The organism is Nocardiopsis deserti (genome assembly GCF_008638355.1).
GTDB lineage: Bacteria > Actinomycetota > Actinomycetes > Streptosporangiales > Streptosporangiaceae > Nocardiopsis > Nocardiopsis alborubida.
In genome coordinates this window covers 29,227-51,706 of sequence record NZ_VWVS01000001.1, presented here as the reverse complement: position 1 = coordinate 51,706, position 22,480 = coordinate 29,227, and the positions used below count along the sequence as shown (strand labels likewise).

Here is a 22,480-nt window from a genome sequence, read left to right as displayed (position 1 = left end):
GCCGTCCTCCTTTTTCCCGCACGCGGTCCGCGGGCGCGCGCACGGCGCCTCACACACCGTGCCGCCCACACGGCGCCGCCCGCACCGTGCCGAGCCCGATTTCCCCGCGCGCGGCCCGGGGGCACGGCGGCCCCGCGGTGCACCAGGGGCCGAAGGGACATTCCCCGGGGCTTGCCGCTACCCGTATGCTCTGCTGGACGAGCCGTGTGCCACCGGGACGCATGGTCGGGCAGCACTTCCCTCCCGGTCCCTCCCCAAGGCGGTGGTCACCATGGTTACCGGTGCCCTACCCCGCCCTGCCCGGCACACGACCGCGCTGCTGACCAGCGTGGTCCTGCTCGTCATCCTGTCCTTCCCCGTCGCCTCCGGCGGCGGGCAGCCGGCCGGACCGCCCCTGCCGCCGCACGGCCTTCTCAGCGCCCCCGAGGGCGCCGCGGCCCCCTCTGCGGACCAGGCCCGGGTGACCCCGCGCGAACGCGCGGACCTGGCCGAGAACCCGATGGTCACCGTCGGGCCGCCCGCCTCCACGTGCGACCACCGGTCGGTACTGCGCGACCTGCCCGACACCGTGCCCAGCAGCGCACTGCGCCTGGCCGTGTGGGACCAGCCCTGGTGGCCTCTCTCGCCCCCCGCGCCCGTTCCCGTCCCGGACCTGGACTCCCCCGGGGAGCTGCCGCCGACACGGGCTCCCCCTCCCACCGCGAACACCGCCATCTGACCATCCCCGCGCGCACCCCCCTGTCTCCGGCGTGCGTCGGGATCACCCGTATTCGCAGTGAAGAGGTACCAGGCCCTTGTCCAGCCAAACGGGAGCGGGCGCGCGTTGGATACGCGCCCTCATCTCCCTTCTCGTCATCCTCGTCGCGTTCGGCGCGGCGTGGTTCATCCCGCCGCGTCTGGGGCTCGACCTCAGCGGCGGCACACAGATCGTCCTGGAGACCCAGGACGGTCCCGAGGGCACACCCGCCAACTCCGAGAACACCGACCAGGTCGTCGAGGTGCTGCGCCAGCGCATCGACCGCCTGGGCGTGTCCGAGGCGACCATGTCGCGCTCGGGCGAGAACCGGATCATCGTCGAACTGCCCGGTGTGCAGGACCCGGCGGAGGCCGCGCAGATCATCGGCCAGACCGCCCAGCTGTCCTTCCACCCCGTGCTGGGCGTGGGCCAGGCCGGCGGCCAGGGCGTGCAGGCGCCCGCCCCGGGCGACTCCGCCAACGCCCCGCAGGCCACCGCGGACGAGGCGCGCGCCCCGTCCGACCCCGCGGCCGAGGGCGGTGACGAGGCCGCCGAGGGCGGCGGCCAGGAGATGACGCAGGAGCAGCTCGAAGAGCTCATGGCGCAGCAGGGCGGCATGGGCGGTATGGGCGGCCAGCAGCCCCCCGCCGGTCCCAGCGCGGAGAACCCCGAGGACGTCGTGATGACGCTCCCCGACTCCGACGGCACCCAGCTCCAGCTCGGCGAGACCGCCATCAAGGGCGACCAGGTGGCCAGCGCCGACGCCGCGCTGGACAGCGTCAACCGCGCGCAGTGGACGGTCAACGTCAACTTCCGCGGCGAGGGCGCCGACCAGTGGACCGCGCTGACCGCCGACGCCGCCTGCTACGACCAGGGCGACCCGCGCCGCCGCGTGGCCATCGTGCTGGACGGGCAGATCATCTCCGCCCCGGAGGTGAACCCCGAGTTCGCCTGCGACGTGGGCATGCCCGGCAACACCACCACCATCACCAGCCCCGACTTCACCAGTGAGACCGCCAACGACCTGGCCGTGCTGATCGAGGGCGGCTCACTGCCGCTGCCGGTCACCGAGGTCCAGCGCCAGACGGTCGGCCCGACCCTGGGCGCCGAGGCCATCCAGGCCAGCGCCGTCGCCGCGATCCTGGGCCTGGCCTTCACCACGCTCTACATCACGCTGGTCTACCGGCTGGTCGGCTTCCTGGCCGCCCTCGCGCTGGGCTTCTACACGCTCATCGCCTACGGCGCCCTGGTCGCCATCAACGCAACACTGACACTGCCGGGCCTGGCGGGCTTCGTGCTGGCGATCGGTATGGCCATCGACGCCAACGTCTTGATCTTCGAACGCACGCGCGAGGAACACCAACGCCAGGCCAAGCTCTACGAGGCCAACAAGTCCGCGGGGCTGCGGGACGCCACCGAGGACGAGGCCGCCAAGGCCGAGTCCGGAGTGCTCACCCGCAGGCGGCGCCGGGCGGTGCCGCCGAGCCTGGAGAAGGCGTTCGTCGTGGGCTCCCGCAAGGCGTGGAGCGCCGTCCTCGACACCAACATCACCACGCTCATCGCCGCCGCCCTGCTGTTCTTCTTCGCTTCGGGCACCGTGCAGGGCTTCGGTGTGACCCTGAGCATCGGTACCCTCGTCTCGATGTTCTCCGCGCTGGTCATCGCGCGGGTGTTCGTCGAGTGGGCGGTGCGCCGCGCGGTCGTGCGCAAGCACCCGGCCGTCAGCGGCCTGAACCGCATCGGCGGCGTCCGCACCTGGCTGGTCAACAGGAACCCCGACCTCATGGGCCACCGCACCAAGGGTCTGATCGTGGCGGGTCTGATCGTGGCGGCCGCGGTCGCCGCGCCGCTCATCCGCGACACCAACCTCGGTGTGGAGTTCACCGGCGGCCGCGTGCTGGAGTACGAGGTCAGCAGCGGGGAGGGCGTCTCAGTCGACGAGGCCCGCTCGGTCATCTCCGCGCTGGACTTCCCCGGCTCGGACACGGCCGTGGTGCAGGAGTCCGGTGACGGCGACATCTCGGTGCGCACCGGCAGCATCTCCGACGACGACGCGGCCAGGATCGCCGACGCCCTGGGCGAGCAGACCGGCGGGGTGGAGCTGGTCAGCGACGAGCTGATCGGCCCGAGCATGGGCGACGAGCTGCGCAACCGCGCGCTGATCGCCCTGGGCGCGGCCCTCGCTCTCCAGATGGTCTACCTGGCCTGGCGCTTCCGCTGGTCGTTCGGCGTGTCCACCATGCTGTCGCTGGCCTTCAACCTGGTCCTGGTGATCGGGCTGTTCATCTGGTTGGGCAAGCCGATCGACGGCGTGTTCCTCGCCGCGCTCCTGAGCGTCATCGGCTTCTCCGTCAACGACACGGTGGTGGTGTTCGACCGGGTGCGCGACGAGTGGGCCCGCGACGACAAGTCGAAGTTCTCCGAGATCGCCAACCGCGCGGTGCTCAACACCCTGCCGCGTACCGTCAACACCTCGATCGGCGCGCTGATCATCCTGGGCTTCCTGACCTTCTTCGGCGGGTCCTCGCTCCAGGACTTCTCGATCGCCATGCTGGTGGGTCTGACGACGGGCGTCCTCTCGACGATCTTCGTCGCCGTCCCGCTGGCCATCTGGCTCCAGAGGTGGGACAGGACCGACCCGCCCCACGTGGTCAAGGAGCGCAAGGCCAAGCAGAAGGTGGCCGCCAAGGCCGCCCGCGAGGCCGACGACGGCGCCGTCGTCTAGGGTCTGTTTCTGGACGGGCCTCACAGCCCCAGGGGGGTTGGTTCGGGCGCCCACCGGGTTCTGGAGGTGGCGGAGGCGGGTTCGTGAGGAACGGGCGAACCCGCCTCAGGCACCACGGCGCTCCTTCAACCCGATTCCCGTGCTCCGGGCGCCCGAACAAGGAAAATGCTGCGCGTAGCGTCCGTCGAGGGCGGTGGTCCGCCTCGGCGCGAAGCGCCCCCGGCGGGCGGTGGCGGGCGACGGGCGGGCCGAAGCGAAGGTCCAAGAAAACACTGTCTAGCGCCGCGAAAGGGTTTCCGGCCCCGAGGCCGGGAGCCCGCCGCCCCGGAGGTGGTGCGGCGGGCCGGACGGCGAAGGGCCCGGGGGACGCGCGTCCCCCGGGCCCTTCACCTGTGACGGGTCAGGCCGTCTGGGCCGCGACCGGCGCGCCCTCGGAGGCCTGCACCAGGACGAACCCCTGGCCCTCGAAGGAGAGCTGGAGCGCCTCGCCGCTGCCCCGGCCGATGAGCGCGCCCGCCTTGGCCGTGCGGCGCACGCCCGTGCTCAGCGAGCTGGACCAGGCGACCGCGGAGTCGGTGTCCACGAAGGTCGGCTGGTCGACGTTGATCAGCACCGGGGCGCCGTGGCAGGCGATGGCCACCCTGCCTCGGCCGCTGAAGACCGTGTTGAAGAGCCCGCCGGCGGCCATGCCCGCGCCCTCCACCCGGCGGATGTCCCAGTTCAGCCCGGCCTCGAAGGCGAGCACGTTGTCGCCGTTGACCGTGAGGTGGTCGTCCTCCAGGTCCACCAGGTGCACGTCCCAGGCGTCGCGGGCCAGGAACACGTCGCCGCGCCCGGACACCTTCATCAGCGGCAGCCCCTCGCCGGTGAAGGCCTTCTTGAAGAACTTGCTGACGCTGCCCGCCCCCTCGTAGGAGAAGTCGACCTGGCCCTGGTAGGCGACCATGGCGCCCTGCCTGGCGAAGAACTCGCCGTTGAGGCCCACCCGGAGCATCTTGTGGTTCTGGAGGTGCATACCCGGCTGGCTGGTCTCCTGGGCCTGCTGGAAGAGGTGGCTTCTCATGAACGGTTCCCCATCGACGTTCTGGCTGGTTCACCTGGTCAGACGCTCCAGGACCGGAAAGGTTCCGCCGCGGGTACCCCGTTTTCGGTCAGTCGGCGGACACGATCCCGTGCACCAGGTCGTAGACCCGGCGCTTGGGGACCCCGAACTCCCTGGCCACACGGGTGATCGCCTCCTTGCGGCGCACGCCCTCCTCCTCCAGGTCCGAGACCGCGGCGACCAGGTCGGCGTCCCCGACCTTCCCGGGATCGCGGCGGGCGCCCTCCACCACGAGGGAGATCTCCCCCCGCACGCCCTCGGCGGCCCAGGCCGCCAGCTCCCCGAGGCCGCCCCGGCGCACCTCCTCGTAGGTCTTGGTCAGCTCCCGGCACACGGCTGCGCGGCGGTCGGCGCCGAAGGCCGCGGCCATCGCCTCCAGGGTGGCGGCGACGCGGTGGGGGCTCTCGAAGAACACCATCGTGCGGCGCTCGGCCGCCAGGTCGGCCAGGTAGCCCGACAGGCCCTTGCGCGGCGGGAAGCCCTCGAAGCAGAACCGGTCCGTGGGCAGGCCCGAGACCACGAGCGCCGTGGTGACGGCGGACGGCCCCGGGATCGCGGTCACCGGGATGCCCTCCCCCGCGCAGGCGGCGGCCAGCCGGTAGCCGGGGTCGGACACCCCCGGCATCCCGGCGTCGGTGACGACGAGGACGTCGCTCCCCGCGCGCAGGTCGCCGAGCAGCTCGTCGGTGCGGCGGCTCTCGTTGGCGTCGTAGTAGGACACGACGCGGGCGCCCGCGTCCCCGCCCAGGCGCACGTCCGCGCGGGAGGCGAACTGGCGTAGCCTTCGGGTGTCCTCGGCCGCGATGACGCGGGCGCCCTCCAGGGCGCGCAGCAGCCTGGGCGGCGCGTCCTCCACGTTCCCGATGGGCACACCGGCGAGCGTCAGGGTTCCCGTCCCCCCACTCGTCCCAGCTCCACCCTCAACCACTGTGATCCCCGTCCTGTCGCGCTACGGTTGGCTCATCACGCCATCCGAAACCTGGTTTCGTGGTCCGTCCGCAAAGGACAACCATCTCCGACCCCAACCTACGAGCCGAGGCAACGCGTTCCCCGCTTGGAGGCGGGGCTTTCGACCCCCGGGTCGAGGGCCTGGCGTTACCAGCACCAGCCAACACCAGGGAGGTGACCAGTTGGCCACGTTCCACACGGGTGAGAAGACCCACCAGGCCGTGCTTCCTCAGCGGCCTGCTCCGGAACACGGGTCAGTGGTCACCCCCGGGGACAGGGACGGAACGGAGCACGGAGGCCGCGTTCTCGCGGCAGCCGGCGTGGAACACGCGCGAGGGGAGACGCTCGGTGTCTCACCTGGCGTCGGGTACGGCATCCCCGCTCCCGTAAGGGCCGGGGACCTGGTCCGGGCGGCCGTGCCGTCGGGCGGACACGTGGGGACGCACACCGGTCGTGTGGCGGTGCGCAGCAGTGGCATCGGCAGCGGGAGCGGCAGCCACACCCCGCGGACCCCGCACGGGCCGACCAAGACCTCATGGAAGAACCTGCGTCTGCTCCAGCGGGCGGACGGTTACGGCTACACCACCCAGAAGGAGGCAGGGGCTCCCTCCACCGCCTGAGGGCGGGAGTATCCACCCCGTACACCCGATGACCACCACCGCACCTTTCTCCGAGGCAGAGCCCTCGCCCCCGCCGCGGTCGGCGCGGATCCGCGCCCGTTTCCTGCCCGTCAACCCCGCGCCCCGCTGGCTGGGCTGGCTGGGCGCCTTCGCCGTCGCGCTGTTCGCCGGAGCGCTGAGGTTCGTCAACCTCGGCCAGCCCGACCGGATCTACTTCGACGAGACCTACTACGCCAAGGACGCCTACGGGCTCTGGAACTTCGGCTACGAGCACGAGACCGTCGAGGAGCCCGTCGAGGCCGACGACCTGCTCGCCCAGGGGTACCAGGACATCTTCACCGGCACGGGCGACTTCATCGTGCACCCGCCGGTGGGCAAGTGGATGATCGCCCTGGGCGACTGGCTGTGGTCGCTCCTGCCGTTCGGCACGACCATGACCCCCGAGGCCTGGCGGTTCGCCTCCGCCGTGGCCGGGGTGCTCTCGGTCCTCATCCTGGTACGGCTGGCCACCCGGCTGACGCGCTCGGTGCTGCTGGGCTGCACGGCGGGGCTGATCATGGCGCTGGACGGCCTGCACTTCACGCTGAGCCGCATCGCCATGGTGGACATCTTCCTCACCCTGTGGATCCTGGCCGGGTTCGCGTGCCTGGTGATCGACCGGGACAACACCCGGGAGCGGCTGGCCCGCCTGGCGGAGGCGGGAGGGGACCTGGCGGCGGTGGGCTGGCTGGGGATGCGCTGGTGGCGGCTGGCGGCCGGGCTGTGCTTCGGCCTGGCGGTGGGCACCAAGTGGTCGGCCCTGTTCTTCGTCGCGGCGTTCGGCCTGCTCACGGTGGCGTGGGACTACGGGGCCCGCAGCAGCGTCGGCCAGCGCCGCTTCTTCTGGCGGTGGCTGGGCATCGACGCCGTCCCGGCGTTCGTGCAGACCGTGGTGGTCGCGGGGGCCGTCTACCTGGTCTCGTGGTCGGGGTGGCTGTTCACCCGCGGCGGCTACAACCGCGACTTCGCGGACGGTCTGGTGCCCGAATGGGTGCCCGGTCTCCTGCGGGAGCCGGTGGAGGCGCTGTGGAGCCTGGTGAACTACCACCGGCGGATGATGACCTTCCACACCGACCTGACCAGCGACCACGCCTACATCTCCGCGCCGTGGGAGTGGCTGGTCATGCGCACTCCGGTGATGTTCCACTACAACGGCGAGGTCGCCTCGTGCGACACGGGCGACTGCGTCACCTCGGTGGTCTCCATCGGCACGCCGGTCATCTGGTGGTCCAGCCTGCTCGCGCTGACGGTGATGCTCGGCTGGTGGGTGACCTTCCGCGACTGGCGCGCCGGGGCGGTGCTGCTGGCCGTGGCCGCGGGGTGGCTGCCGTGGTTCGCCTACCCGGACCGGCCCATGTTCCTGTTCTACGCCGCCCCGCTGCTGCCCTTCCTGGTCCTGGCGATCGTGCTGGCACTGGGGCTGGCGATGGGGGCCGGGGAGGACAGTCCGCGCTTCGCCCCCTACACGCGTGCGGTGGGCGGCATCGTCTACGGCGTGGTCCTGCTGTTGATCGTGGCCAATTTCGCCTACTTCTACCCGGTGTTGTCGGCGTATCCGATCGACGAGGGGATGTGGCGCGAACGCCTGTGGTTCGACGTGTGGGTCTACGGCAACGGCGGTTAGCGAACGGCGCCCCGGCGTATCCGTGTTCGGCCGCACTCCATTAGTGGTCCGGCGGACGGAAATCAACAGTTACGAGTAGCCGAAACAGGACAGGGAAAGAGCGCGATTCCCGCGTGGAAAGCCTCGGCAGGGCAGCACCCTCCCTGGTAATGTCAGCGACTGGTTGCTGTTGTAGTTTCCATGGATGCCCGGGGCGCCTCGCGGAACTTCACGTGGGCGCTCGTCGATGCGGGATTCACCCGCCGGTCAGGCGCCCGGCGGCCCGGGGCCAGCAGGGTGCGGCCCCGCAGTAGTCCCCAAGGGAGAGCACATGGCTCAGGGCACCGTGAAGTGGTTCAACTCTGAGAAGGGTTTCGGGTTCATCGCCGTCGAGGGCGGCCAGCCCGACGTGTTCGTCCACTACTCGGCGATCACGGGCACCGGCTTCCGGAACCTGGAAGAGGACCAGAAGGTCACGTTCGACATCATCCAGGGCCCCAAGGGCCCGCAGGCCGCTGACGTCAGAGCGGTCTAGAGTCGTCCTTTCCACGCGGTCGGCGGAATCCACGGTCGCCCGACGGCACCGTCCGCGTCCGCGTTCCCTTACTTACCGGCACACCCGAGCAGCCGGGACCGGGTGTCGTCCAACGACCTTCCCGGCCCCGGACCGGGGCGCTCCGCCCGACGGCCCCGCACCGGGCCCCGGAGCCGGATCCGACCCCGGATGACACCGGGAGCGCCTGTACCCAGCCCCCCGCTCGTCGAGCGGGGGGCTGGTCCGCGTCCACCCCTTCCGGACGGCCGGGGCAGGGTTACCCAAGCCCCCCGATACCGGTTAACCTGCTTGAAGCCGGTCGGTACACCGAAGGACTGAGGTCGCGCATGTTCAACATCAGCGGAGGAGAGTTCGTCGTCCTCCTCCTGCTCGCGCTGCTGATCTTCGGCCCGGACCAGCTTCCCAAGGCGGCCCAGCAGGTGGGCAGGGTGCTGCGCCAGCTGCGGACGATGGCCAACTCCGCCTCCAACGACATCCGGGAGGGGCTCGGCCCGGAGTTCAAGGACTTCGACGTGCAGGACCTCAACCCCCGGCGCTTCGTGCAGAAGCACTTCTGGGAGGAAGAGGAGCAGGAGAGCAAGCCCGTGGCCCGGCTGAACGGCAAGCGCCCTCCCTTCGACGACGAGGCCACCTGACACCGGCCCCGGCCACACCCTCCCCCGCCCGCGGCCTCATCCCACGAGCATCAGCACGAACAGCGCCAGGCCCAGCAGGATCACCGAGCCGACGATGATCGCCGGGGACCCGAAGGCCAGGACCAGGACCTCCACCGCCAGCGCTCCGCCGAAGGCCCCGGCCAGCCAGGGCCAGCGCACGCCCGGCTCCCAGTCGTGACGGCGCTCGCGGTTGAGCGTGATCAGGAACGCGGCCCCGATGAGCAGCCAGAACACCAGGTGGGCGAGTGCTCGGGTCTGCGGATCGACGTAGTCGGCCATCCCGCCGACCACCATCACGTAGGTCGCCGTTCCCGCGAGCAGCCGCCAGTGCCCGCCGCCCCTGCGGGCGGGGATGACCTTGCGCCGGGCCGGGGTGGTGCGCCGGAAGCGCTCCGCCGCGACCGCGGGCTCCTCCTCCACCGGTTCCACCGTGGTCTCACGCGGTCCGGGAGGCGGGGGCTCCGGGGGCGGGGGCTCGTATCCCCCGACGGGTGCGGCCCCCTGCGGGGGCCGGATGCCCTCCGCCGGGGGCACGGAGTCCTGCGGCGGGGTCGGGGGGTCCTGCGGCGGGAACTCTTCGGGGTGGTATCCGCCGGGGTACTTCGGGGAGTCGGACACGGTCCGCCCCTTCACGGTCGCGCGGTGGCCCCCTGGCGGGGCCGGGATCGGTGTCCGGATCCCTACCCGGTGCCGCGCCCGGTCAAATCCCCGTTCCGGGGGCCTTCCGACGGCGGTGCGGGCCGGACGGGGGCACCGGGGACGAAGAAGGACCCGACCGGTCCTCGGGGGTCCGGTCGGGTCCCTGTGCCGGGGTTCGGCGGAACCCTTTCGGCGGGCTGGTTACAGCCAGGCCCACCCGTTGTCACGGGCAGTAATAACGCGCGTGGTCATGGCATCTACCTTTCGTATGACTTCCAGCCCATCCCGGAACCACGATGGCGCAGAGCGCTCTCCGTCCGCAAGCCCCGTAGACGAACGTTCATCATTTTATGGCACGGGCACCACCAAAGCCTGCCAGGGCATCGTCCAAATAACCGAATCCTGACCCGTTTTCGCAGCTCAGAAGGGCTTCCATTACCGTTGGCAGAACACCTCACGGCTTGGTGGCCTGCCAAAACAGGACATCGGCCAGGTCAAATCAACACCATGAATATAACGGAGAGCGACGGCGTTCCCATTTCCGTGGAACGGGAAATCGGGATATCCGGCGGTGGACCCGGGAGCGACTCCACGGAACAACACGGGCTGTTACCAGGGAGAACCCGTCGAACAGAATGTCGGAAAGCAGAGCTATGCCCAGCTTTGCACCATGACACCCGTTCTGTCTGATCGTGACTCTGCGTCATGGTCGGCTCCGCGTCATGACCGGCTCCGTGTCATGACTCCTTCGGTCCGGTCACCCGGACGCGCCTCCAAAGAGGGAACCCCCAGGGCACCTGTTTCGGTCATGGACAAAACCGAATATCTCACTTACCGCTTCCCGGACGCGCACGCCGGTGGCACCTTTCCGCTGCCCTCCCCGCGGTGTCGTTCGCACCGTTTCCCGCGGGTGTGTCCCGGGTAGCGGGCGGTGAGTTCCTCCGTTACCACCCCGCTCACTGAGCGCACATGAGACAATGGGCAGCCCCAGCAGGAGGTCTCCATGCGCATCTCTTTCCCCCGGCCGGCCCTTCTCCCCCCGGCCAGCGGTTGGACATGCCCGTACCGCAACCACCTGGACAGACCCGAGGTGTCGGTGCGCGAGAGCCCGCTTCCGCGGCGAGGGACGGGGCGTGTGGGGAACCCATGAGCGCACACCCCCTCTTTCCCGCCCAGGCCCCCTACCCCGGGGAGCCCGCCGCTCCGGCCGCCCCGATCCGCGCCATGGTCGTGGACGACCACGCGCTGTTCCGCCGGGGTCTGGTGTCCGTCCTGGACGAGGAGCCCGACATCGACGTGGTCAGCGAGGCGAGTGACGGGGAGGAAGCCGTCCGCCTGGCCGCCGAACTGCGTCCGGACGTCGTCATCATGGACGTGATGATGCCGCACACCAGCGGCATCGACGCGTGCTCGCGCATCCGTGAGGCGGCGCCGCACACCAGGTTCGTCATGCTGACCATGAGCGACGACGAGAGCGACCTCTTCGACGCGCTCAAGGCCGGGGCCACCGGTTACCTGCTCAAGGCCATCTCGGTGACGGAACTCGCGGAGGCGGTGCGCGCCATCGTCAAGGGCGACTCGTTCATCAACCCGGCGATGGCGACCAAGCTCATCGGGGAGTTCGCCGAGCTGGCCAAGCAGGAGAGCGCCCCGCCCAGCCGCGCGTCCATCCCCGAGCTGACCCGGCGCGAGACCGAGGTGCTCAAGCTGCTGGCCCGCTCCCTGAACAACCGGGAGATCGGGGAACGGCTGTTCATCACCGAGAACACCGTCAAGAACCACGTCCGCAAGATCCTGGAGAAGCTCCAGGTGCACTCGCGCACCGAGGCCGCCATCTACGCCGTCCGGGCCGAGTACGTCTCCGGGCGCTGAGGCCCGCATCCCGGCGGAGTCGCGCCGGGCGCGGCCCGTGGCTGCCCCCGGGCGGCCGCCAGCCGGGCGCTGGAGCCCGTTGGGCACCAGGCGCACCACGTGGAGAGTCCCAGGAGCACCACGAGTCCCAAGAGCACCAGGAGCGTCCGCGTGGGCGCGTCCTGCGCGCGGAGGGTCCCACGCGGACGCCGGGGAGGCGCGGCACCGCCCGGCGCGCGTCCCGCGGGCGGCCGGGAGCTGACCGGGGCGGGCCTACTCCTCCTCGGAGGGGCCCCGCGCGGCGGAGGACGGGCCGAAGAGCAGTCCGGCGCTGCGGCGGGTGACGGTGAGCAGGTCGGCGCCGCGGAACAGGTCCCCGAACCCCGAACCCTCGAGGTTCCCGGTGAGGGAGAGCGTGGCGATGCCGTGCACGACCGACCAGCCCGCGACCATGGCGGCGGCCGCGTCCCCGACCTCCCGGCCCTCCTCGGCCAGGGACTCCACACCGGCGCGGAGCTCGTCGAAGGCCGCCGTGCGCGCGGCGTTCAGCTCGTCGTCGTCCCCGCTCAGCAGGCTGGGGGTGAACATCACGTCGAAGTGCGCCGGATGGCCGGTCGCGAAGCGCACGTACTCCACACCCGCCTCCAGGAAGCCCCCGCCTGACTCGCGGTTGGCCCGCAGCCGTGCGGCCAACTCGTGGAAGCCCTCGGTGGCCAGGGCGTTGAGCACGCCCTCACGGCTGCCGAAGTGGTGCCGGGGGGCGGTGTGGCTCACCCCGAGTTCGAGCGCCAACGAGCGCAGGCTGAAGGAGTAGGGCCCCTCCCTGGCGATGACCTCCGCCGCCTTCTCCAGGACGGCGGCCCTGAGGTTCCCGTGGTGGTATCCGTCTGCCATGACCCCGCACCCTACGCCGACAAGTTTCCACTGTAAAGATTTTACGGGCCGACTCCGCGGCGAAGACGCGGAGTACGCTGGACGGGTACCGGCACCCCGCCACAGGGGATAGCCGCTTCGCCGGTGACACTCGGGGCTCCGGTCCGGAAACGACCGCCCGCCGCAGGGAACAGCAGCACCGCCTCCGGCCCGGAGCCCGCGTGTCTCCCGGAAGTCCCCGGAGACACGGCGAAGGCCCCGTCCCACGGGTGGGACGGGGCCTTGCTGTCTGCGGTGGAGCTATGGGGATTTGAACCCCAGACCCCCTCGATGCGAACGAGGTGCGCTACCGGACTGCGCCATAGCCCCGAAGACGAGATCCAGACTAGCAGGAAACCCGGAGTGGTCCGAACCGGGTTTTCCCGGTCCGGCTCCGGCCCCGGACCGGCCCGCTCGCGGTCCGACCCCGGGTCAGTCCCCGGCGGCGCGCAGCCGGGCGTCCGCGTACTGGTCGTACACCTGGCTGCGCCGCTCCTTGAGGGCGATCACCTCGGCCTCGCGCTCGGCCTCACGCCGTCGCTCGGCCTCCTCCCGGCGGGCGCGCTGGACCTCCCTGCGGCGTGCCCGCAGGACCGCCTCCCTGCGCTCGGCGTCGGCCTTGGCGGCCTCCCGGAGCAGGACCAGGTGTCCGGCGAACAGCAGCACCGGCGGGGCGGCCACCCACCAGGGCCCCAGCCCGAAGGCCACGGCCACGAGGGTGGCGACGTTCACCAGGATCAGCGTCGTGGTGCGACGGCGGCGTCGGGCGATGACGCGGGCGCGCGGTCCGGACTCGGCGCGGTACCGCCCCGGGCGCGGCGCGTCCCCGCGGAGCCCGGGGGCGTCCGCCGGGGCGGTGACGTAGTCGTCGCGGCGCAGGACCCGGGTCTCGGTGGCGTCCGGGTCCTCCGCACGCCCCTCGGCGTCCTCCCCGTCCTCCCCGTCCTCGGTCCCCGCGGGTTCCCCGTCCTCCCGCTGGTCCTCGTGGAAGGTGTCCACGGGGTCCTTCCGCAGCAGCATCGGCACCAGGACTATGAGCCACACCACCACGATGGCCAGGTACAGAGGAGAGCTGCTCATCACCCCTCCTCACGATGACGGCCACTGGACGTTGATCGACACCTCGTCGACACCGCGCCGCGTGGTGCTCCCGGGGACGGAGACGTCCCGCCGGGGAACGCCGCCCCCGCCCCTCCCCCGGTCCGGGGAGTTTCCGGTGCGCCATATCCACGCGTTGCCCGCATCGTCAATGCGTCTATGTTCCGCACGGTACGACCCCGTGTCCATAAATGCGCCACATTCTGACCGGAGTGTCGCAAGATTGTGGACTCTCAGTTTCGGACGCCCTGACCCCGGGGGTGAAAGTGCAGGTCAGTCAACGACTGCGGAGCGCAGCCCCAATTCAACGCAAAGTAATGAATCAATGTCACTAAAGTCAGGTTTAAGTTCCAGATGCTTCTGTGATGTTGGCACGTTCAGTTCGGCCCCGGGTGTGGACTCGCCGGATCGCGCGGATCCCGGCCACCGTTCGGGCCCTGTGGCCCCAAAGCGGAACCGGGGCCGGAACCGGGTTCCTCGGACGGTCCGGAAGGCGATCCGTGGCGCCACCGGTACAGCAGCCCCCGGGGGACCTCCTCCGCGGTGATCGCGTAGCAGATGTGGTCGCGCCAGGCCCCGTCGATGTGCAGCTGTCTTCTGCGCACGCCCTCGTCGCGGAAGCCCAGCTTGGCGACCACGCGTCTGCTCGCCCGGTTCTCGGGCCGGACGTTGGCCTCGATCCGGTGCAGCCCGACACGGAAGAAGGAGTGGTCCACGGCCAGCGCGACCGCGGTCGGGGTGATGCCGCGCCCGGCGTGGGCGCTGTCGATCCAGTACCCGACCTGCGCCGACCTGGCCGAACCCCACGCGATGGCCCCCACCGTGATCTGACCGACGAACCTGTCGTCGTAGAGGACCGCCCAGGGCATGGACAGGCCCTGCCTGGCCTCGTGGCGGATGGACTGGAGCATCGAGACGTAGGGGGCGAGCCCGGTGGTACGCAGCGGCATCTCCGGATAGGTGGGCTCCCAGGGACGCAGCCACTCCTCGTTGCGCGAACGCGTGTCCCTGATCGCCGCGGCGTCGCGGAGCCGCAGCGGCCGGAGTACGACCGGCCCCTCCTGGAGGGTGACGGGCCACCCATGTCTGCGATTCACGACCGTCCCTTCGATGCCCTCGGCACCGTAGCCCAGCGGTGCGACACCGGACGCCGGGGCGTCGGGTTGCCGTCGCCGGTGACGGGCTCCAGTATTCCACTCCCTGGGATGCGGCATGGCTGTCGTCGCCCCAGCGGGCAAGAATCGGATGATTCCTAACTCCAATACTTCCGTACCGAAAACCGGCCCTACCCCAAGGAATTCTCAACGGTCGGAATGCCCGGGATGTGATTCCGGTCATTCTCCGGTGTCATTCGGAGTGGGCGTGGTCCCCTCCGCGCAGCTGGTCCACCGCGTGCCGCAGCACCGGCGCCAGCACCTCCATCCCGTCGGCGGCACCGCCCCGGGAGCCGGGCAGGTTGACCACGAGCATCCGGTGCCCCGCGCGCTCGGCGACCCCGGCCAGACCGCGCGACAGGATCGCCGTGGGCACGCCCTTGTCCCGGCCCGCCGCACGCAGCGCCTCGGCGATCCCGGGGATCTCGTAGGACAGCAGCGCGCGCGTCACCTCGGGCGTGTGGTCGTGCGGGGTCAGCCCGGTGCCCCCGGTGGTGACGACGGCGTCGAGCCGCTCGTCCAGGGCGCGGCCGATGGCCTGTGCCACCGGTTCGCCGTCGGGGACCACCCACGGCCCCACGACCGCGCAGCCGACTCCGCGCAGTCCCTCGGCGACGACCGGTCCGGAGCGGTCCGGGTAGACGCCCGCCGCCGCCCGGTTGGACGCCGTGACGACCGCGACGCGGAGGACGGGGGGCACGGCCTCAGTCACCACGCCTCCAGTGGCCCTTCCTGCCGCCGGTCTTCTCCTCGACGCGCACCCCGGTGACCTCGGCCCCGGGGTCGATCGCCTTGACCATGTCCACCAGCCCGAGGGCGGCGGCCATGACGCAGGTGAGCGCCTCCATCTCCACGCCGGTGCGGTCGGCGGTGCGGACCGTGGCACGGATGTCCACGCCCTCGTCCACGACGGTGAGGTCCACGTCCACGCCGTGCACGGCGATGGGATGGCACAGGGGCACCAGGTCGGGGGTGCGCTTGGCCGCCTGGATCCCGGCGATCCGGGCGACGGCCAGGGCGTCGCCCTTGGGGACCTCTCCCCCGCGCAGGGCGGCGACGGCCTCGGAGCCGAGCAGCACCCGGCCCGACGCGGTGGCCGTGCGCGCGCTCACCGTCTTCTGTGAGACGTCGACCATGCGCGCGGCGCCGGACCCGTCCAGGTGGGTGAACCCGGAGGGGTGGTCGGCCCCCTCACGCCGTGGGGTGTCGGTCATGGGTCCGCCAACTCCTCCGCTCGGAACGCGGGACGCGGCCGGGCGGCCGCGTCCGGGCGCGCCGGAGCGCGCCACCACGACCGTACGGCACTTTCGGACGCTCCCCGTCCACAGGTCCGCGGGTTCGGGAGGGCGCGGCTCAGGCCGGTTCGGGCAGGCGCACCACCTCGACGCGGCTGCCCGCGGCCAGCTCGGTCACCTCCTCGGGCACCACCACGAACGCGTTGGCCCCGGCCAGGGCGGACAGCTGGTGCGAGCCCTGGTGCAGAGCCGGGGACACCGTGGACTCGGCGTCGCGTCCGTAGGGGGACTCCTCCAGCACCGCCCGCAGGAAGGAGCGGCGCCCGGGCGGGGAGGTGACCGGCGAGGTGAGCAGCGCGCGCATGCTCGGCAGCGGCCGGGGGTCGAGCCCGCGCAGGCGGCGCAGCGCGGGCCGGACGAAGACCTGGAAGGACACGAAGGCGCTCACCGGGTTGCCGGGCAGCGTGACGATGGGGGTCCGGTCCGGGCCGATCACGCCGAAGCCCTGGGGCTTGCCCGGCTGCATCGCCACCTGGGTGAACTCCACGGTGCCCTCGCGGGTGAGCACCTCCTTGACCACGTCGTGGGCGCCCATGCTCACCCCGCCCGTGGTCACCACGATGTCGGCGCGCACCAGCAGGTCATCCAGCGTGTCGCGCACCGTCTGCGGGTGGTCGCCCACGAACCCGTGGCGGTGCACCTCGCACCCGGCGTCGCGCGCGGCGGCGGCGATCATGAAGCTGTTGGACTCCCAGATCTGGCCGGGGCCGAGCGGGCGCCCGGGCTCGACCAGCTCCTCGCCGGTGGAGAGCACCATCACACGGGGGCGGGCGTAGACGGGCACCGAACGGCGCCCGACGGCCGCCAGGACGCCCATCTCCCCCGGACCGACGCGCACGCCGGGCCGCAGCACGGTGGCACCCGCGGTGACGTCGTCCCCCGCGCGGCGCACGGCGTTGCCCGCCTTCACCGGCCGGTCGAAGGTCACCCTGGCCGTGCCGCCGTCGGTCCACTCGACCGGGACCACCGCGTCGGCTCCCGAGGGCATGGGCGCGCCGGTCATGATCCGGGCCGACCTGCCCGGCAGAACCGCGGTCGGGGAGGGGTCGCCCGCCGGGATGTCGGCGACGACCGGCAGCCGTACGGGGGTGTCCGGCGAGGCCGACTCCAGGTCCGCGGCGCGCACCGCGTACCCGTCCATGGACGAGTTGTCGAAGCCCGGCAGCGACACGGGCGAGGTGACGGCCTCGGCCAGCACGGCGCCGTGTGCCTGGAGCAGGTCCAGCTCGGTCGGCACGGGATCGGGGATCAGTGCCAGGACATCGGCGACGTGCTGTTCGACGCTCTTCACGGGGGTTCCTCCCGGTTCGCGGTTCCTTTGGCGGCCCCGCCTCCCCTCCCTCAGGAGACGGCTCACACCCCATTCTCGCCGCGTCCGGCCCCGCGTGCGGTGCGCCGGGCCCCGGTCGGGGCGCTCGGGCGTCCCCGGTCAGGGGCGCTGGGCCTGCGCACGGTCGACGAAGTCGCGCAGCCAGGGCAGCAGTTCGTCGGCGAGGTCGGGGCGGCGGCAGGCGAAGTCCACGACCGTGCGGATGTAGTCGGCCTTGTTGCCGGTGTCGTAGCGGCGCCCGCGGAAGAGGACGCCGTGCACCGTGCCACCGTCCTCGGGCTTGCGCCGGGCCAGCTCGCGCAGGGCGTCGGTCAGCTGGATCTCACCGCCCCGGCCGGGCGGGGTCTCGTGCAGGACGGGGAAGACCGCCGGGTCGCAGACGTAGCGGCCGATGATCGCCCAGCGGCTCGGCGCCTGCTCGGGGGCGGGCTTCTCGACCAGGTCGGTGACGGTGACGACGTCCTCCTCGTCGGTGGGCTCGATGCCCGCGCACCCGTACAGGGACACCTGCTCGGGCTCCACCTCCATGAGGGCGACGACGCTGCCGCCGTGGCGCTCGCGCACCTCGATCATGCGGCGCAGCAGGTCGGCGGACTCGATGAGGTCGTCGCCCAGCAGGACGGCGAAGGGGTTGTCGCCCACGTGCGCCTCCGCGCACAGCACCGCGTGGCCCAGGCCGCGCGGCTCGCCCTGGCGGACGTAGTGCACCTGGGCGAGGTCGCTGGACTCACGCACCGAGCGCAGCCGCGCGTCGTCGCCCTTGGCCTCCAGCGCCTCCTCCAGCTCGTAGGCCCGGTCGAAGTGGTCCTCGATGGAGCGCTTGCTGCGACCCGTGATCATCAGGACGTCCTGGAGGGAGGCGGCCACCGCCTCCTCCACGACGTACTGGATCGCGGGCTTGTCCACGATCGGCAGCATCTCCTTGGGCGTGGCCTTGGTCGCGGGCAGGAAACGCGTGCCCAGGCCCGCGGCGGGTACGACCGCCTTCGTGACGGACGCGGAACCGGAGGGTCGCTTCTGGTCGGTGGAGTCGTTCATGTCGGCACTTTAGGACAGCGGTCGGCCGTCTCAGCGTCTCCACACCCGGGAGGGCGCCAAGAAGTCCCGACGGTTTCGGGCGGCGGAGGGCGGACCGCCACCGCGTGTTCACCGCACGGGGCATACGGCCGGGGCCGGGGCGGTGCCACACTGGGGCCATGGGCGAGAGCGAGCTGCGTGAGGCCAAGGCCGGGCTGCGGAGGGGTTTCCTGGAGCGGCGGCGCGCCCGGAGCCCCGAGGAACGCTCCCGGACCGGGTCGGCGGTCCGCGACGCGCTGCTGGACGTCCCGTGGCTGGCCATGGGCGGAACGGTCGCCTGCTACTACTCCGTGGGCGGGGAGCCCGACACCCGCAAGCTGGTGGCGGCGCTGTGGAAGCGCGGCGCCTACGTGCTGCTGCCCGTGTTCCTGCCCGGCGGCGAGCTGGACTGGGCGGCCTTCGACGGGCCGGACTCCCTGGTCCCGGCCGGGCACGGGCTGCTGGAGCCCGTGGGCCGCCGCTACGGGCCCGACGCGCTGGCCCGGGCCGACGCGGTGGTCTGCCCGGCCCTGGCCGTGGACCGGCGGGGGACGCGCCTGGGGCGCGGCGCCGGGTGCTACGACCGCGCGCTGGCCCGCAAGGGCCCGCACACCCCGGCGATCGCCCTGGTCCACGACGAGGAGTTCGTGGAGTCGCTGCCCGCCGAGTCGCACGACCGGCCCGTGGACGCCGTGGTCACCCCGTCCGGCGGGGTGCGGGTCCTCGGCACGGGCGTGTGGCCGGGCGGACCGGCGGAGCGGGACCGGCTGAGCGGGAGGGGCTGAGCGGGAGGGGCGGGACGCGCAGGGCGGGATTAACCCGAACGCCGGGGGCGTTGTCGCTGGCGGTCGCGCTCCGGCGGCGCCCGGCGCCCGGCCGCGTGCGTCACCGCACCGATCTCCGTGGGCGAGGCCCTGTCACGGCTCCGGTCGGCGAGCGCGTACTATTTAGCAGTCAACGGGCGAGAGTGCCAGCAAGGAGGACCCGAACAGTGCCTACGTACCAGTACGCGTGCACCGAGTGCGGCGCCCAGATGGAGGTCGTGCAGAGCTTCAGCGACGACGCGCTGACCGTCTGCCCCGAGTGCGAGGGCCGCCTGCGCAAGGTGTACTCCGCCGTGGGCATCGTCTTCAAGGGCTCCGGCTTCTACCGCACCGACAGCGGCAAGTCCTCCAACAGCTCCGTGCTGACCGGTTCGGGCTCCGGTGAGGGCAAGGACGGCGGGAACTCGGGCTCCACCGACTCCTCCTCCGCCTCGTCCACCTCCTCGGACGCCAAGAGCTCCTCCTCGGACACCAGCAGCGGCACCAGCACCACGAGCAAGGCCAGCAGCAGCACCAGCGCCACCGCCGCGACGGGCTGACCCGCCGGGCCGTTGACCGCCACCGCGCCGCCGATCCCTCGGCGGCGCGCGGCATGTCCGGCCCCGGGGCGGAGGCACCGGGCGGGCACCCGCGGCGTCCCCGCCCGGGAGCGTCAGCGCCCGGACCCGGCGGGCGCGTCGGCGCGCCGGCGGCCCTCCACCTCCCCGTCCGGGAACGCTCGGACCCGGGGCGCGCGGCCCGTGTGATCAGGCCTGTGGACAACCTCCGAACGGCCCCTCCGCGACCTAGCGTTGAGGGTATGAACAACGCCGCGCCCCTTCCCTACCGGCACCGTCGCGCGCTCACCCGGCTCCTGGACCGGCACCGGCGCGTCGTCGCCGCCCTCCTGGCCGCCGCCGCGCTCCTCAGCGCCGCCCTGGCCGTACGCCCTCCGCCCGCGCCCACCTCCCGTGTCCTGGTCGCCTCCCGCGACCTCGGTGCGGCGGACCCCCTCACCGACGGCGACCTCACCGCCCGGGACCTGCCCGCCGGCTCCGTGCCGGGCGGCGCGCTCGCGGCCGACACCGCGACCGCGGGGCTCCGCCTCAACGCCCCGGTGCGCCGGGGAGAGGTGATCACCGACGCCCGGCTCGCCGACCCTCCCGCGCGGGCCTACGGTCCCGGCCTGGTCGCCGTCCCGGTGCGGGTGGCCGACCCCGGCGCGGTGGACCTGCTCTCCCCCGGCAGCCGGGTGGACGTCCTCGCCGCCAGAGGACGCGACGACCTCGCGCCCGCCCGCGCGGGCCCCGCCGTGGAGGTGGCCAGCGACCGCCCCGTCCTGGCCCTCCCGGAGGAGGAGCCCTCGGGCGGCGGGGAGGGCGGCGCGCTGATCGTCATCGCGGCCACACCCGTCGAGGCCAGGAGTCTGGCGGGCCACGCGGCCGGCTCGCGGCTGTCCATCACCATCCGCGGTTGACCGGCGACCTCCGGTGGGCAAAGCTGGCCGGGCGCCGCGGGCTCCCACCAGGGGAACCCCGCCGCGGCGCCCGTACGGACACCACGAGTATGTAGGGCTTGTATCCATGCAAGGCTTCAAGAAGTTCCTGCTCCAGGGCAACCTGGTGCAGCTGGCGGTCGCGGTCGTGATCGGCGCGGTCTTCGCCAACCTCATCACCGCGTTCACCGAGGGGTTCATCACCCCGCTGATCGGCATCTTCGGCGGGGTTCCCACCTTCGGGGACCTCTACTTCGAGATCAACGGGAGCCGGTTCCTGTACGGGGCGTTCGTCGACGCGCTGATCTCGTTCCTGATCACCGCGTCGATCGTGTACTTCTTCGTGGTCCTGCCCGTCGCCAAGGTGATGGAGCGCTTCGTCAAGGCCGAGGAGGCCACCACGCGCGAGTGCCCGCACTGCTGCACCGAGATCAGCAAGAAGGCGTCCCGCTGCGCCCACTGCACCAGCGAGGTGGTGCCCGAGACCGCCGTCTGAGGCGGCCGGACGCGTCGGGGGCGGCCCCGTGCGGGGCCGCCCCCGGAAAAAGGGCCGGGCGAGGATCAGCCGGTGTACTCCCAGTGCCAGGGCTCGAAGGGGCTGGACTTGGCCCAGGCCGGATGATGCCAGCCGAAGTCGGCGCCGTTGGCCTCCATCCAGAGCCAGCGGTCGGACCGGTAGTTCTGGATGCCGCAGCCGAGGTCGATCGCCTGTCCCAGACCGTGGTTGCTCGTGCCGGGGACGGCCGCGAAGCCCGGCGCCACCTGGCCGTAGACACGGTGCTGGTTGGGCAGGTCGCGGTAGGCGCTGGTGATGCACATGTTCTCGCCGTACTCGTCCACGTACCTGGCGTTGAGCTGGAGGAAGTCCACGGCCGCGTCGGCGCGCAGCTTCTTGTCGTCGTAGAGGTCGCACAGGGAGTTGGCCGGGAGCAGGCCGTTGGCCGCGCCCTGGGCGTTCGCGGCCGCGTCCGGGTCGCAGTCCGCGGCGGCCATGTAGGCCTCCGGGTCGATGCCGCGGTCCTCCAGCTCCTGCACGAGCTCGTTCGTGGTCTGCTCGGACTGCTCGCGCAGGGCCTCGATGTCCGCGGCCAGCTCGACCTGTTCCAGCTGGGTGGTGGTCTGTAGCTCCTGCGCCTGGCTCGCCAGCTCGACCTGCTCCTGGCGCAGGTCGGTGGCGTCCTGGATGAGCACCTGGTTGTCCTGGGAGATCTTCGCCGCGTAGGCCTGCATCTGCAGGTCCTCGGTGAGTGTCCCCGACGCCAGGAGGGCGAGCATGCCGCCGTCGGGCTGCTTGTACAGCGTGCTGGCCAGCTGGGCCAGCGGTTCGCGCATCTCGTTGAGTTCGAGTTCGGTCTGCTGGAGGTCGTAGATGGTCTGGACCAGCTCCGACTGGGCGTCCTCCAGCGCCTCCTGGCGGTCAACGAGGCCCTGGTTGGCCTCCTCGAGCTCCTGGGAGGCGGTCTCGGCCCTCTCCCGGAACTCCTCCAGGCTCGCCTCGGCGGGTTCCAGCGCGCCGGTGTGCACCGGCGCCACGAGGAGCGCGGTGACGAGCGTGAGCGTCAGCGCCTGTGCGAAGCGGACCCGGTAGGACAGGGCGAAGGCGGTGAGCGCCCCGCCGCCACCCGGTACGCGGGACCTGCGCCGCGCCGCATCAGAAGTGAACGGCACGAATGATCCTCCGGCTGCTTTTCCTCGAACACCTACCCGTGGCCGCAAGGCAACGTACTACATGTCCACATGCGGCCACGCGAGATCGGTCCACCGGGCGGAGCGGGTCGCGGGCGGGCCCCTCCCCGCCCCGTCGCCCTCCACTCCGGGCTTCGGTGAAACACCTGGTCACCGCCGGGCTGGTCGACGCCGAG

22 protein-coding genes and 1 tRNA gene are annotated in these 22,480 nt (G+C 71.9%); 11 read left to right on the top strand and 12 right to left on the bottom strand.

Annotated features, from left to right (window positions below):
* Nucleotides 1–271: 271 nt before the first annotated feature.
* Both FYW99_RS09955 and secD read left to right on the top strand, forming a co-directional pair.
* Complete coding sequence (locus FYW99_RS09955; protein ID WP_150251750.1) at nt 272–718, top strand: hypothetical protein; 447 nt, start codon at nt 272–274, stop codon at nt 716–718.
* A gap of 76 nt (nt 719–794) precedes the next feature.
* Nucleotides 795–3,461, top strand: coding sequence for a protein translocase subunit SecD (gene secD / locus FYW99_RS09950; protein ID WP_150251749.1), 2,667 nt, complete (start codon nt 795–797; stop codon nt 3,459–3,461).
* 400 nt (nt 3,462–3,861) lie between these two features.
* Here secD and FYW99_RS09945 read toward each other — a convergent pair whose 3' ends face one another.
* Nucleotides 3,862–4,524 carry an AIM24 family protein gene (locus tag FYW99_RS09945; protein ID WP_017563951.1) on the bottom strand — a complete coding sequence of 221 codons (663 nt, stop codon included), beginning with the start codon at nt 4,522–4,524 and terminating at the stop codon, nt 3,862–3,864.
* Between the two features lie 88 nt (nt 4,525–4,612).
* The gene (gene rsmI / locus FYW99_RS09940; RefSeq protein ID WP_394350346.1) at nt 4,613–5,491 is read right to left on the bottom strand and encodes a 16S rRNA (cytidine(1402)-2'-O)-methyltransferase; all 879 of its coding nucleotides are present in this window, start codon (nt 5,489–5,491) and stop codon (nt 4,613–4,615) included.
* 340 nt (nt 5,492–5,831) lie between these two features.
* Here rsmI and FYW99_RS09935 point away from each other — a divergent pair, with 340 nt between their 5' ends.
* From FYW99_RS09935 to FYW99_RS09920, 4 genes are all read left to right on the top strand, one after another.
* A complete protein-coding gene (locus FYW99_RS09935; protein ID WP_190394613.1) occupies nt 5,832–6,131 on the top strand; it encodes a hypothetical protein in 300 nt (99 codons plus the stop codon).
* 28 nt (nt 6,132–6,159) lie between these two features.
* Complete coding sequence (locus FYW99_RS09930) at nt 6,160–7,794, top strand: dolichyl-phosphate-mannose--protein mannosyltransferase (RefSeq protein WP_150251748.1); 1,635 nt, start codon at nt 6,160–6,162, stop codon at nt 7,792–7,794.
* A gap of 310 nt (nt 7,795–8,104) precedes the next feature.
* The gene (locus tag FYW99_RS09925) at nt 8,105–8,308 is read left to right on the top strand and encodes a cold-shock protein (protein WP_061079964.1); all 204 of its coding nucleotides are present in this window, start codon (nt 8,105–8,107) and stop codon (nt 8,306–8,308) included.
* Nucleotides 8,309–8,655: 347 nt separating this feature from the next.
* Entirely contained in the window at nt 8,656–8,964 is a 309-nt protein-coding gene (locus tag FYW99_RS09920; RefSeq protein WP_013155081.1) for a sec-independent translocase, read from the top strand.
* Nucleotides 8,965–9,000: 36 nt separating this feature from the next.
* On the opposite strand, the gene FYW99_RS09915 is transcribed toward FYW99_RS09920, so the two are convergent.
* Nucleotides 9,001–9,603, bottom strand: coding sequence for a hypothetical protein (locus FYW99_RS09915; protein ID WP_150251747.1), 603 nt, complete (start codon nt 9,601–9,603; stop codon nt 9,001–9,003).
* 1,167 nt (nt 9,604–10,770) lie between these two features.
* On the opposite strand from FYW99_RS09915, the gene FYW99_RS09910 reads away from it, so the two are divergent.
* On the top strand, nt 10,771–11,496 hold the full coding sequence (locus FYW99_RS09910; protein WP_061079965.1) for a response regulator: 726 nt from the start codon (nt 10,771–10,773) through the stop codon (nt 11,494–11,496).
* 252 nt (nt 11,497–11,748) lie between these two features.
* On the opposite strand, the gene FYW99_RS09905 is transcribed toward FYW99_RS09910, so the two are convergent.
* The 8 genes from FYW99_RS09905 to galU form a co-directional block, all read right to left on the bottom strand.
* Nucleotides 11,749–12,369, bottom strand: coding sequence for a TetR/AcrR family transcriptional regulator (locus FYW99_RS09905; protein WP_150251746.1), 621 nt, complete (start codon nt 12,367–12,369; stop codon nt 11,749–11,751).
* Nucleotides 12,370–12,643: 274 nt separating this feature from the next.
* Nucleotides 12,644–12,717 (bottom strand) — tRNA-Ala (locus tag FYW99_RS09900).
* Between the two features lie 102 nt (nt 12,718–12,819).
* Nucleotides 12,820–13,467, bottom strand: a complete 648-nt coding sequence (sepX, locus tag FYW99_RS09895) for a divisome protein SepX/GlpR (protein WP_150251745.1) — start codon at nt 13,465–13,467, stop codon at nt 12,820–12,822.
* 395 nt (nt 13,468–13,862) lie between these two features.
* Complete coding sequence (locus tag FYW99_RS09890; protein WP_150251744.1) at nt 13,863–14,582, bottom strand: GNAT family N-acetyltransferase; 720 nt, start codon at nt 14,580–14,582, stop codon at nt 13,863–13,865.
* A 250-nt stretch (nt 14,583–14,832) separates the two neighbouring features.
* Nucleotides 14,833–15,351, bottom strand: coding sequence for a MogA/MoaB family molybdenum cofactor biosynthesis protein (locus FYW99_RS09885; RefSeq protein ID WP_150251743.1), 519 nt, complete (start codon nt 15,349–15,351; stop codon nt 14,833–14,835).
* Nucleotides 15,344–15,853, bottom strand: a complete 510-nt coding sequence (moaC, locus tag FYW99_RS09880; RefSeq protein ID WP_150251742.1) for a cyclic pyranopterin monophosphate synthase MoaC — start codon at nt 15,851–15,853, stop codon at nt 15,344–15,346. The genes FYW99_RS09885 and moaC overlap by 8 nt, the downstream gene beginning before the upstream one ends.
* Before the next feature lie 139 nt (nt 15,854–15,992).
* A complete protein-coding gene (gene glp, locus FYW99_RS09875; protein WP_150251741.1) occupies nt 15,993–17,225 on the bottom strand; it encodes a molybdotransferase-like divisome protein Glp in 1,233 nt (410 codons plus the stop codon).
* Nucleotides 17,226–17,363: 138 nt separating this feature from the next.
* Nucleotides 17,364–18,302: a UTP--glucose-1-phosphate uridylyltransferase GalU gene (gene galU, locus FYW99_RS09870; protein ID WP_150251740.1), complete on the bottom strand. Its 939-nt coding sequence runs from the start codon at nt 18,300–18,302 to the stop codon at nt 17,364–17,366.
* Between the two features lie 158 nt (nt 18,303–18,460).
* Between galU and FYW99_RS09865 the strand changes: the two genes are divergently transcribed.
* The 4 genes from FYW99_RS09865 to mscL all read left to right on the top strand — a co-directional run bounded on the left by FYW99_RS09865 (nt 18,461) and on the right by mscL (nt 21,114).
* The gene (locus FYW99_RS09865) at nt 18,461–19,105 is read left to right on the top strand and encodes a 5-formyltetrahydrofolate cyclo-ligase (protein ID WP_150251739.1); all 645 of its coding nucleotides are present in this window, start codon (nt 18,461–18,463) and stop codon (nt 19,103–19,105) included.
* 206 nt (nt 19,106–19,311) lie between these two features.
* The gene (locus FYW99_RS09860) at nt 19,312–19,683 is read left to right on the top strand and encodes an FmdB family zinc ribbon protein (protein WP_150251738.1); all 372 of its coding nucleotides are present in this window, start codon (nt 19,312–19,314) and stop codon (nt 19,681–19,683) included.
* A 260-nt stretch (nt 19,684–19,943) separates the two neighbouring features.
* The gene (locus tag FYW99_RS09855) at nt 19,944–20,600 is read left to right on the top strand and encodes an SAF domain-containing protein (RefSeq protein ID WP_150251737.1); all 657 of its coding nucleotides are present in this window, start codon (nt 19,944–19,946) and stop codon (nt 20,598–20,600) included.
* A 106-nt stretch (nt 20,601–20,706) separates the two neighbouring features.
* Complete coding sequence (gene mscL, locus FYW99_RS09850) at nt 20,707–21,114, top strand: large conductance mechanosensitive channel protein MscL (protein ID WP_150251736.1); 408 nt, start codon at nt 20,707–20,709, stop codon at nt 21,112–21,114.
* Nucleotides 21,115–21,179: 65 nt separating this feature from the next.
* On the opposite strand, the gene FYW99_RS09845 is transcribed toward mscL, so the two are convergent.
* Nucleotides 21,180–22,286, bottom strand: coding sequence for a D-alanyl-D-alanine carboxypeptidase family protein (locus FYW99_RS09845; protein WP_150251735.1), 1,107 nt, complete (start codon nt 22,284–22,286; stop codon nt 21,180–21,182).
* Nucleotides 22,287–22,480 lie beyond the last annotated feature (194 nt).